General features: G+C 59.4%; 18 protein-coding genes. 17 read left to right on the top strand and 1 reads right to left on the bottom strand.

Annotated features, from left to right (window positions below):
• The coding region (locus tag D0T11_RS22965) for a transposase family protein (RefSeq protein ID WP_220473749.1) at nt 1-195 on the top strand (195 nt) is incomplete at its 5' end.
• A gap of 215 nt (nt 196-410) precedes the next feature.
• On the opposite strand, the gene D0T11_RS18820 is transcribed toward D0T11_RS22965, so the two are convergent.
• Entirely contained in the window at nt 411-1,490 is a 1,080-nt protein-coding gene (locus tag D0T11_RS18820; RefSeq protein ID WP_182888491.1) for an XRE family transcriptional regulator, read from the bottom strand.
• 77 nt (nt 1,491-1,567) lie between these two features.
• On the opposite strand from D0T11_RS18820, the gene D0T11_RS18815 reads away from it, so the two are divergent.
• From D0T11_RS18815 to D0T11_RS18745, 16 genes are all read left to right on the top strand, one after another.
• Nucleotides 1,568-1,786, top strand: coding sequence for a hypothetical protein (locus tag D0T11_RS18815; protein ID WP_119657356.1), 219 nt, complete (start codon nt 1,568-1,570; stop codon nt 1,784-1,786).
• A gap of 58 nt (nt 1,787-1,844) precedes the next feature.
• Nucleotides 1,845-4,100, top strand: coding sequence for a hypothetical protein (locus tag D0T11_RS18810; protein WP_147374729.1), 2,256 nt, complete (start codon nt 1,845-1,847; stop codon nt 4,098-4,100).
• Between the two features lie 73 nt (nt 4,101-4,173).
• Nucleotides 4,174-5,061 carry an AAA family ATPase gene (locus tag D0T11_RS18805; protein WP_119657354.1) on the top strand — a complete coding sequence of 296 codons (888 nt, stop codon included), beginning with the start codon at nt 4,174-4,176 and terminating at the stop codon, nt 5,059-5,061.
• Between the two features lie 3 nt (nt 5,062-5,064).
• Nucleotides 5,065-5,733 (top strand): P-loop NTPase family protein, encoded by a 669-nt coding sequence (locus D0T11_RS18800; RefSeq protein ID WP_119657353.1) that lies wholly within the window; start codon nt 5,065-5,067, stop codon nt 5,731-5,733.
• On the top strand, nt 5,730-6,146 hold the full coding sequence (locus D0T11_RS18795) for a hypothetical protein (RefSeq protein ID WP_119657352.1): 417 nt from the start codon (nt 5,730-5,732) through the stop codon (nt 6,144-6,146). The genes D0T11_RS18800 and D0T11_RS18795 overlap by 4 nt, the downstream gene beginning before the upstream one ends.
• The gene (locus D0T11_RS18790; RefSeq protein ID WP_119657351.1) at nt 6,143-6,568 is read left to right on the top strand and encodes a hypothetical protein; all 426 of its coding nucleotides are present in this window, start codon (nt 6,143-6,145) and stop codon (nt 6,566-6,568) included. Before D0T11_RS18795 ends, D0T11_RS18790 begins: the two co-directional genes overlap by 4 nt.
• Nucleotides 6,565-7,035 (top strand): host-nuclease inhibitor Gam family protein, encoded by a 471-nt coding sequence (locus D0T11_RS18785; protein ID WP_119657350.1) that lies wholly within the window; start codon nt 6,565-6,567, stop codon nt 7,033-7,035. Before D0T11_RS18790 ends, D0T11_RS18785 begins: the two co-directional genes overlap by 4 nt.
• 92 nt (nt 7,036-7,127) lie before the next feature.
• Nucleotides 7,128-7,343, top strand: a complete 216-nt coding sequence (locus tag D0T11_RS18780) for a hypothetical protein (protein ID WP_119657349.1) — start codon at nt 7,128-7,130, stop codon at nt 7,341-7,343.
• Nucleotides 7,336-7,803: a hypothetical protein gene (locus tag D0T11_RS18775; protein ID WP_119657348.1), complete on the top strand. Its 468-nt coding sequence runs from the start codon at nt 7,336-7,338 to the stop codon at nt 7,801-7,803. Before D0T11_RS18780 ends, D0T11_RS18775 begins: the two co-directional genes overlap by 8 nt.
• Nucleotides 7,804-7,821: 18 nt before the next feature.
• Nucleotides 7,822-8,130: a nucleoside triphosphate pyrophosphohydrolase family protein gene (locus tag D0T11_RS18770; protein WP_119657347.1), complete on the top strand. Its 309-nt coding sequence runs from the start codon at nt 7,822-7,824 to the stop codon at nt 8,128-8,130.
• A gap of 12 nt (nt 8,131-8,142) precedes the next feature.
• On the top strand, nt 8,143-8,376 hold the full coding sequence (locus tag D0T11_RS18765; RefSeq protein ID WP_119657346.1) for a hypothetical protein: 234 nt from the start codon (nt 8,143-8,145) through the stop codon (nt 8,374-8,376).
• A gap of 72 nt (nt 8,377-8,448) precedes the next feature.
• Nucleotides 8,449-8,610: a hypothetical protein gene (locus tag D0T11_RS22675; protein WP_182888490.1), complete on the top strand. Its 162-nt coding sequence runs from the start codon at nt 8,449-8,451 to the stop codon at nt 8,608-8,610.
• Nucleotides 8,607-9,017: a hypothetical protein gene (locus D0T11_RS18760; RefSeq protein WP_119657345.1), complete on the top strand. Its 411-nt coding sequence runs from the start codon at nt 8,607-8,609 to the stop codon at nt 9,015-9,017. The genes D0T11_RS22675 and D0T11_RS18760 overlap by 4 nt, the downstream gene beginning before the upstream one ends.
• A complete protein-coding gene (locus tag D0T11_RS18755; RefSeq protein WP_119657344.1) occupies nt 9,014-9,268 on the top strand; it encodes a hypothetical protein in 255 nt (84 codons plus the stop codon). The genes D0T11_RS18760 and D0T11_RS18755 overlap by 4 nt, the downstream gene beginning before the upstream one ends.
• A complete protein-coding gene (locus tag D0T11_RS18750) occupies nt 9,265-9,870 on the top strand; it encodes a hypothetical protein (protein ID WP_119657343.1) in 606 nt (201 codons plus the stop codon). The genes D0T11_RS18755 and D0T11_RS18750 overlap by 4 nt, the downstream gene beginning before the upstream one ends.
• 122 nt (nt 9,871-9,992) lie before the next feature.
• Complete coding sequence (locus D0T11_RS18745; RefSeq protein WP_119657342.1) at nt 9,993-10,403, top strand: FxLYD domain-containing protein; 411 nt, start codon at nt 9,993-9,995, stop codon at nt 10,401-10,403.
• Nucleotides 10,404-10,433: the final 30 nt, after the last annotated feature.

The raw sequence follows: 10,433 nt of genomic DNA, 5'->3' as shown, positions 1-10,433 counted from the left end.
TACGCCAAAGATAAAGAGGCGTTTTTGCGGGCTGAGCTGGGCCTGGAGTTGGGTGGCGGGATTCCCTCGCAGGACACGCTAGGTCGGGTAGTACGCTTTCTCAAACCCAGCGAGTTAGAAAAAAGTCTGCGCTCGGCGTGTCAGCAAGTTATGGGGGATAGAATGAAACCTACAAAAGAAAAGGGGCGGGCGTAGCCCAATAATATACGCCTACTCCCTCCAATCCGCGTTTTCCAGATTATCCCGCCTGCTGGTCCGGCAAAATGAAACGTGCATCTGCTACCATTTAGGGTGAATTTCCCGGTGGCAAATGACCGTTGGTGGTTTGATTTGGTACTGTTTTGCCCCGCTAAGGGCCTGTAATGGGCGTTTAGCGGGGCTTTTTGGTGCGCTAAACGGATGTTAAACGCCTACTTAGTGGTGGGTGGGAGCTGCTGCTGGAGCAGGCGCTGCATGTCCTCCATGCGTTGGGACAGTTGCTCGTACATGTCGCGCTGGTCTTCTACACGTTCCTCGATGCTTTCGACCTTGTTGAACAGGGTCTCATCGGTGTTGCTGGCGTCTGGGGAGATGTGTAGCACGAATCTGAATAGTTGGATAAGGTCTTCTTCCTCGATGTTGTAGGGGGTATGGCGGCGGTTATCGGACTTGCAACGGACGAAACCGAACTGCTTCAGGCGGCTTTTGATGCGCTTGAACTGGATACCGTGGCTGTGGCTGACTACTACGTAGCAGTCCAGGTCGCGTATTTGGCCCCATTCGGACCTATCGAGGAGGATTGCGGCTACGTAGTCTCCGTGCTGGAAGCGGGGCGTCATGCTGTCTCCTTCTATTTGGAGCACGATGCCCTGGCGGGGGTTTCCTACGAGCTGCCTGGGTAGGCTGATGGGCGCCAGGTCGCTGTAATACTCCTGTGACTGATAGCCTGTGAGGTAGTTAGCAGCCGCTTTGTAGTTGATTAGGGAGAACGTGGGGTTGCCTTCTGTGTCCTGGGTGGCTACTATAATGTCGGTGCCATTACCCCAGGGAGACTCATGGCTAGTGGCTAGTTCTCTTACATCGAAATGCTCTGCCAGTCTACGTGCGTCGGTAGGTGTGCTGGGAGTCAAATGCACCGGCTCAGGTACACGATTCATTTTATCTTTTGGTATTACCTGTGCATTTACCTGTGCATTTACCTGTGCAATTGGGGTAGCAGGATTGGTGGAGTTAGTGTCGGAAGTAGCGTTTGGATTCTGGGTAGATGCCGACTTGAGTGTATCGGAGCTACCAAAGACGTTTCCTTCCCCTGTCATCAGCCACATGGGGTTCACACTTCTGAACACCCTCAATACCTCTGCTAAGAAGTCTGAATCCGGCTTGTTGCGGCCCGTAACGATATTGGAAACCCGACTACTGGACGTAGAAAGGGCCTTAGCGAAGACATTCTGGGATATATCCAGCGCTTCAATCAGCCGTGCAACGCGCTTGTTAATAGTGGTTTCTTCCACAATTCCCCAAATTATTTCAGAAATGTTTGCAACGTGCTAACATTTGTGTACGTTTGTCCTACTTACACGGGACAAAGATGGAGAATCGAAACGAAATCAGACTGAACATCAAAACCAGCGCCCGCCGTGGCGACTGGGTTGATGTGGCCAATCGGGTTGGGTTGAGTGCCGACATGGTTCGCCGTGTAGTGCGGGGTACGCGCAACAACGATAAGGTTCTGGCTGCTTTCCAGCGGCTTTTAGACGACCGTCGTGCCGCTACTCAGGAGTTGCAGTCATCATCAGCCGACCAGTAGTATGCGGCTGATTGGCAAGAAGCTGTACTTGGATTTTCCAAACTTGATTGGATACGGATTGTCAGAGAATACTCTGTGGTCCGGGTGCAAGCGGTTCAACGCGGGCGGTTCCAAGTCATGGGCCAACATCAAAGACCCGTTGGATGGGCGGTGTGTGCTGGTCGATTACGATACCATCCCCTCTACCTCCGTGCGCAAGTACGACCTGCCAACTAAGGCGGAGCTGCTGAAGCAAATGAAGGCTGCGGACCAGGAGCTGAAGGCCGCTGAATTAGCCGTGGCCGGCTCCGCCCTCACCCAGCTGCACGCCCGTACGGTGTGCTCGACCGACTACAACTACTTCTTCACACAGGCCGGACTGACGGCCACGCCCACCGCCAGCGTGGAGGCGAAGGCCACCCAGCTCACGGAAGCGGCCGGTTGGTTGCGCCTGCTGGCCGGCCTCGAAACCCGCCACCAGCTGAAGAGCCTGGGCTTCGAGCGCAAGGACCAGGCCCGCGCCGCCGTGCTCGACCAGGTGTTGCCGCTGAACCTGTACGGGCTGCGGGTGAGCAACGTGCGGGTACTCCAGAGTAAGGAACTGGCGTTTGCCAAGGCGCTGCAACTGACGTCGGAGGACGTGGAAACGGGCCTTTCGGCCCACCAAATGAAGCAGCGGGGCCGCGAACGGGCGCTGCTGACGCTGGTTCCGAAGCGCACGGGGCTGGCAAATGCCCAGAAAATAGGTCGTTTGGGGGCCGTAAACGACGGCCAGAACGCCGTTTTGCTGCCTTCGGGGCGGGTAGATATGGCGGAATGGCACGCTAATACCATCGCCACGCTGTTCATGAACCCCGGCAAAGGGGGCAAATTCGACATGAAGGAGGTGTATCGGCGCTATTTGCGGCGGTGCCAGGCCACGGAGCGGGAGCCGATTTGCCAGGAGTCGGGGATGAGGGCCTTCCTGTCGCGCCGTGATGTGCGCCAGTTTACGGCCTGGGAGCGGGAAGGCCACGCGGCCCTGGAGCAGTATCTGCCCCACGTGCGCCGGGAGCGGCCGGCTTACGCGCTGGCCAAGGGCGGCTACGATGGCTTCTCGGTGGATTTCTACACCAACGTGGACGGGGCTACCGTGATGCTGACGGTGGTGGCGGTGTTCGATTACCACTCGGAAGCCATCACGGGGTTTGCCGTGGGCCTGGTGGAGAACGGCCGGTTGGTGCGCGACATGTACCGCAACCACCTGAGCCTGATGGATGGGCGGAGCTACATCGAAATCGAGAGCGACCGATTCAGCGGTAACCTGGCCAAGGACACGAAAGCCATGTTCGGCCGCGCCTGCCAGTACGTGACCCAGCCGGCCCCGAACGACCCCCGTGGTAAGGCCCCGAACCCCAAGGCCCGCTTCGTGGAGCGGCTGCTGGCGGAGGTGAACCGGCTGACGCAATCGGTGCCGGGCTGGAAAGGCACCAACATCACGAGCATCGACAAGAACCGCAAGCCCAACCCGGACTACGCGGGCAGCGAAAGCCAGGCCACGCTGGAGGTGGGCATCCGCCAAATCAGTAAGCTGGTGGCCCTGTACAACCACCAGGAGCGGGAGCAGTGGAACGGGCAAAGCCGGTGGCAGCGCCTGCTGGCCGACCTGCACCCGGAGGCCCCGGTGCTCGATGAGCTGACGCGGGCCACGCTGCTCAACCAGCACGTGGTAACGAGCGTGCGCCATGCGGTGGTGAAGCTAACGGTGGGCAAAAAAGAAGTGGAGTTCCCCTTCCCCAACTACAGCCGCTTCGTGCATTTGATGGCCAAGGGCCTGAAAGTGCGGGCCTACTACGACGAAACCAACCTGGGCAGCATCGACGTGTTCGGCTTCACCGACGCGAAGGACCCCGGCACCGATATGTTCCTGGCGACGCTGGGCCGGGGCCAGCGGGTGCAGATGGCCAAGGCCGAACAGACCCACGGCGACCTGGTAGAGCTGGGCAAACAGCAGCAGCAGCGCCAGGAAATGCGCGAGGAACTGGACCGCAAGCAACTGGAAATGGAGGCCGTGGCCTACGAGCTGGAGGTTCCGGCCGGCATCGGCCTGAAGGCCCTCCGGGCAATGGTGGCCGGGGCGCGGCTGACGGCTACGGTGGTGGAGGATTTCGACACCCGCTACGCGCACGTGCTGACGGCCCCGGCCGCTGCTGCCCACCTCGATTTCTACGACGACAGCCTGCTACGCGACCAGGGCCACCGGGTGCCGGTGCCCGTGGAGCCGCCCGCCAAGGGAGCCAGCCAGGACCGAAACCGCTACGACAGCTACAAGGACAGCGGCTACGACTTCAGCTAAAGCAAAAACCCGCTCCGGTGGCAACCGGAACGGGCTCAATTGAAACTCACACTCACACTCACACACAAATCTAATGAACGAGGAACGGAAAGTGCAAATCGCGCTGGGCATGGTGGCTTACATCGAGTCCCACAAGGAAGAAGGCATGAGCCAGAACAAGGTGGGCACGCTGTGCGGCCTGTCGGGCGCTACCATTTCGCAGGTGGCCAACCAGAAGTGGCCGACGCTACCCACCAAAATGAGTGATTCGGTTTTCCTGAAGATTGAAATGGCCCTCGGATTGGGCGTTGATTTCTACGAAACCGACAACTACGTGGCTGTTTACGCCGCCTGCATGGACGCCAAGGTGCGGAAGGAATGGCGCGTAATTGACGGCCTTACCGGGGCCGGGAAGTCGTTCACGGTGGAGCGGTTCGCCCGCACCCAGCCCCGCGAAACCTACCTGATTCGGTGCAAAAACACGATGAACGCCAAGGAGTTCATGCAGGCTATTGCCCGGGCCGTGGGTGCCTGCGAGGTGGGCACCCGCCACCGCATCTGCCAGGCCATTGCCGAACGGCTGCTGACCATGACCCACCCGCTGCTCATCATCGATGAGACGGAGGCGCTGTTCAAGCGCACCAGCGAAGGCGGTTTCGGGGCCATCAAGGACATCTGTGATGAGGTGAAGGGCCGCGTAGGCATCGTGCTGGTGGGGGCCAACGGCTTCCTGGAGCAGATGCGCCTGCGGGCCGCCAACCTGCGGAGCTGCTTCCCGCAATTGCTGAGTCGCTTCGCCACGGCCCCGGTAGAGCTGGCGGTAGTGAGCCGGGCCGACGTGGAGCTGATTGCCCCGGCCTTCGGCGTGACGACGAAGCGGGAAATGGACCGGCTGTTTGACGGGTCGGCCAATTTCCGGGAGCTGTTCGACGCGCTCCGCCGCCAGCAAGCCGACCAATACCTACTCCAAAAAGCCGCCTAAGCAATGAGTAAGCTGATAAGTGTACACGAGCTAGATAAGAAGAAATACAAGGCCTTGGGCCTGGGAGATGAGTGGGTGCCCTACATCGGGCAGCCCGAAACGAAGCTCCGCATGATTGTGTGGGGTGACTCGGGGCAGGGCAAAACCACCTTCGTGATTCAGCTCTGCATGGAGCTGACCAAGATTGGGAAGGTGTACTACAATTCGGCCGAAGAGGGCGAAGGGTCGTCGCTCCAGAACAACATGCGCCGCAATGATGTGGCGGGCAAGTGCAAAGCCGGGGCCTTCATGATTGGCGACCGGGACAGCTTCGAGAAGATGGTGAGCCGGCTGGCCCAGCCCCGCCACCGCATCAAGTTCGTGGTGATTGACTCGCTGCAATACCTGAAGCTGACGGAGGACCAATACAAGTACCTGATTGAGACTTTCCCCAGCCTGGGCATCATCATGATTAGCTGGGCCGACAGCAGCGGCAACCCCAAAGGGCAGCACGCTCGGGCCATCCGGTACATGGTGGACATCAAAACCTACGTGAAGAAGGGCCTGGCTACCACCGACAGCCGCTTCGGGAGCACCATCCCCTACCGCGTGATGGAGTGGGACGAGGTGGAGAAGCCCGCGCCCGCCAAGCTGCTCAAGGCCTCCACCGAACAAATCGAGCTGGCGCTATGAGCATGACCGACCTCATCAACCTAATCGACGCGCCCCACGCGGAGCCCCAGCCGATGCCCAAGCCCAAAGATATCCGGCAAGTGAAGCGGGGAACGGACGGCTGCTTCCGGTTCCGGCTGGCCCCAGTGGTGCAGCAGCAGCTAACGGAGCTGCTGGAGGAAGTGGCCAACCAGCCCCGGCCCGCTGAACTGCTGGACCTGGCCGACGTGCTGGACGCCAGCAGCCGGGGCCTGGCCCAGGCGCTACTGGTCCGCCGGCCCTTCCTGCTGCGGCTGCTGAACCAGGAGACGAAGTTCTCGCTCCCGCCCCACGAAGCCTACGGCCTACTGGCGGTGCTGTGGTGCGACCCCTCCATCAACTACCGGGCGGGCCTGCTGGGGCTGTTCCAAGACCTTCATCAGCTACTGGCATGAACACCAAAACCGAAATCGACAAGCTCACCAGCCAGGTGTGCGAGTTGCTCGACCTGACACTGAGCGAGGTGGTGGAGGCCCAGGTAGACCTGGCACTGGACTACTTCCAGGGGCTGGTGGAGCGGGGTTGGCTGGAAAGCAAGGACGATGCCCAGCTGATGGGACAGCTGCCCGAATTCTGGGGCTGGTGGCGGCAACGGTGGGCCAACCACGACCGGCAGCTACTGGCCGAAGTGAGCCGGCTGACGGTGCTGGAGTGGAAACGAAGCGGGCTGAGCCTGATGCCCCTCTACCGCCACTCGTGCCGCCGCCTGAACGACCCCTACACTTTCCCGAACGATGTGATAATGGCCGCATTCCGGGCCGAAAAACGCAAGCAAAACACTCTTTTCAATTCACTCAAAAACCTTTTTCACGCATGAGCAACGCAACCCAAACCCCCGCCMCCCGCCCCGCCAAGAGCGCCGCCACCCCACTCAGTGAAGCCACGAAGCTGCTGCTTAAATACGCTCAGATAGACCAGGAAATAGAGAAGGCAAAAGACTTTCTGAAGCAGCAGAAGGAACAGCAGGACGCTGTGAAGGCCCAGCTGCAAGCCTGGTCACAGGAAAACGCCACCGAGTTCGGCGGTAAGAAAACCCTGGGCCTGAACATTGGCAGCATCGGCTTCAAGGCCGGCCCGCGCAAGCTGGTGTTGCCGCTCGACCTGAACCTGAAGTGGTACATGAGCACGATGGAAGCGGAGCTGCCCGCCGCCGTGACGAAGGTGGTAGATGCCAAGCTGGTTATCACGGGCCTCGACCACAACCCGGACCTGGCCAAGGCACTTCGCAAGCGCGGTATCGACGTGACGCAAGAGGACTACTTCACCGTCAGCATCAAGAAGTAAACCGCTACCCGGACGGTCTACGGTGGGGTTCGACTCCCCACGCGGGTACTCTCAGTTCAATTCTCTTTTCACTTTCAAAACCCTTTTCACGCATGGAAAACGACAATTTCAAGGACGTTCAGAAGAACGACATCAAGAGGGCCTGGGGCTTCTATCTCTTCTGCCTGGCCCTGCTTATCTGGGGTACGGTGTGGCTGCTCCAGGGCGGCGCCGAAGACGGAGCCTGGTGGATGATAGGCCTTGGCGGTGGGCTGCTGCTCATCAATGCTGGCATGAACTGGCTAACGCGGCCCAAGCCCCGTGGATAGCCAGGTAGTACTGGGAGCCCTGGTCGCATCGGCCGGGGCCTTCAGCTACGGGTTCGCGGCCCACGATCAGCTGGCGGCCCGCCGATTCCGGGAGCTGAACCCATCCACGGTAGTAAGCGACCTGGATAAGAGCCGCAACCGCCGCTGGCACACGGCCGGCGCGGGCCTCCGGTTGGGGGTATCGGTGGTGCTGGGGGCCGGAGCCGGGGCGGCCATGAGCAGCTGGGTGGCGGCGGTGCTGGGCACGGTGGTAGCGGGCTTCCTACTGCTGCTGCTCTTCGACATCCTGTTCAATCTCAAGTTCGGAATGGTCTGGTGGTACGCCGGTACCACGGCCTGGCTGGACAACCTGCTGACGCAGCTCCGTGCCAGCCATAACCTGCCCACCGAAAAGATTGCCAGCGGCCTGGAGCTATGTGGGGTGCTGCTCAGTATCGGGGCCTGGATTCTCTTTCTCTAACAATTCAATAACCCCACAATGGACGCATACGATTTAAAAATACAGCTGGAAATCATGGACCACCATCAGGAAATCCATGATGTGATGGGCGAACGGTTACGGCAACTGGAAAAGTTCGGACCGCAAAATCGGCCGCCATCCCAGTGGTTTCTGATACTGGCTGAAGAGTTTGGCGAAGTGGCCAAAGAGTGCGTGGAAATGGAGTTTAACGACGCCAACCACCCACACGCTGACCCCGACAGATACTACAAGGAACTGGTAGAAACGGTAGCGGTGGGCCTGGCCGCCTTGCAGAACTACAACCAGCGGAGGAAGGAAGCCCGATAATTAAACGCAACCATGAAACAAGAACAGGTTTTCCCCAAGGGCACCCGCGTGGAGGTGCTAGGTCGGCAGGCTGGCAGCCAGTACAACTACAAGGGCCGGATGGGCACGGTGACATACGTGAATGAGTGCAAGGCAGGCTTTGAAGAGGTGTTCCGCAGCTATGTAGTGGAACTAGATAAGAAGCCCCGCGAAAGGACAGTGAAGCGGGAAGAGTACGGAGCCCGCAACCTCAAGCTGGCCCAATAACACCCCAGCCCGACAGGCAGACAGTGCGGTTCGAGTCCGCGCCGGGCGCTACTCACTTAAACCCCCAAACCCATGTTCAAAGCCCTATTATTGGTGCTGGCCCTAAGCCACGGGGCGGCCAAGCACCGCGCCAAAGCGGAGCGGCCGGCCCCCAGTGCCACGGCCGCGCCGGAAACTCCGGCCCGCCAAGTTGCCGCTGTCCAGGAATCCACCCCGAAGCTAGTAGCGGAATGAATCCTATCCAACCTGCCCAGCTCAAGGTACTGCACCTGCTGCTGAAAGAATGCGACCTGGTGGAAATGAAGACCACGCTGGTAGGCAGCTTCACCAGCCACCGGGCCACCAGCTCGAAGGACATGACGGAGTACGAGGCCCAATGCCTGGTGGACTACCTGAAGGCCGAACACAACGGCCGCTGCAAGAAGATGCGGGGCAAGATTATCCACTACCTGACCCTGCTGGGCTACGTGCTGAACGACCAGACGCCCGATTGGAGGCGCATCAACGAGTTCGTGAAGGCCATCGGGAGCAACAATCCGCGCAAGGTTCAGCTCAACTTCCTATACCACTCGGAGCTGCCCAAGGTGGTGAGCCAGGTGGAGGCCATGTACAAGCACGAAATCAAACGGCTGAAGCCATGAGCTTCTACCGGCTGCCCGGCGGGGGCTGGATGCACCTGAACGAGGTGAAGCCGCCCCGGGTGGTGCCGGCCCACGAGCGCCACCGCTGGAGCCGGGTGCCGGTGCGGGGTCAGGCCGCCACCTGCAAGCGGTGCGGCTGCCAAAAGTGCTTCCGCATCGACTACGAAACGGTGTACCGCCTGGCCGGCAGCACTGAAATTCTTACCGAACGGCCGCCCTGCAACGGCAGCCCCAAAGCTTCCAGCCCATGAGAACCCTCCGTGAACAGACCACCGTAGTGCGCCGGCTGCTCCAGCAGCAGGTGGATGCCGGCAACAACCATGAGGTAGAGTGCCTCCAATCGACGCTGATGGTGCTGACCGTGGCGGCCGTGCGGCCCAACTCCACCATCGTACAGCCGGCCGATGAACTGCCCGAAACCCCCAGCCTCTACAAGCAATTCGAGGCGGAATACCGGGCCTGGCACCTGCAAAAGAAGCAGATGAGCGCCCGCATGGATGGCGGGCAGGGCACGGCGCTGCACTCCATCATCGCCTACCTGAAGGAGAACTCGCGCACCCAGGACGACGCCGGGGCGCTGGCCAGCTGGAAGTACCTGCTGTTGCATTGGGAGAAGCTCTCGGAGTTCCTCCAGAAGCAGACGACGCTCACGGCCATCAACAAGTACCTGACGGAAATCATCGACACCATCCGCCAGGCCCAGGCCCCGAAGGCCCGCCAGTGGCCCGGCGAATTCAACCAGGCCTTCTACAACAAGCTCACGGCGGCCGAAATGGTGGAGTACCGGACGCACCTTCGGGGGCTGGGCTGGACCTTCAACGCCGGCCGCCAGATGTGGGTAGCGCCCGCCTAAAGCTGCCGGGCCTGTCGTACTTTCGGGGCCTTAACCTCTTTCAACTGTCAAGATTTACAGTGTTATTAGTTCGGCTTTTTCGTATTATTGACAGCACCATTCACTCCAAACCCCATTTGAGCATGATGAAGTTTTTCAAAATCGTAGCCGTCTTTATTGGCTGTATGCTGGTACTGGGTTGGCTATTGCCAGATGCGCCGGCAGATGCCGCCGCCGGTACTACCAGCAGCAGCGAGGCAGCCACTTCCGCAGCAACAGAAGATAAACAAGATCTGGAAATTCTGAAAACCAGCGAAACAAACAACGAATTTGGTAGGACTGTTCACGTTAAAGTTCGAAACAACACTGACCGCCTGATTCAATATGTAGACCTCAAGAGCGTGTACTACAATAAAAATAAAGACATTGTGGGCACTGGTATAGGCAATGCAATGAATCTTGCTGCTGGTGCAACTAAGACTATTGATATAATGGCGATGGGTATTGATGGTGCCACGAGCTACGAAGTGGAAGTAGGCAATGTCCTGCAATAGCCAATATTATTTAGCAAAGAAGAAGGCCAC

Source organism: Hymenobacter rubripertinctus, from assembly GCF_003583925.1.
Taxonomy (GTDB): Bacteria; Bacteroidota; Bacteroidia; order Cytophagales; family Hymenobacteraceae; genus Hymenobacter; species Hymenobacter rubripertinctus.
This window is presented reverse-complemented; position numbering and strand designations above follow the sequence as displayed.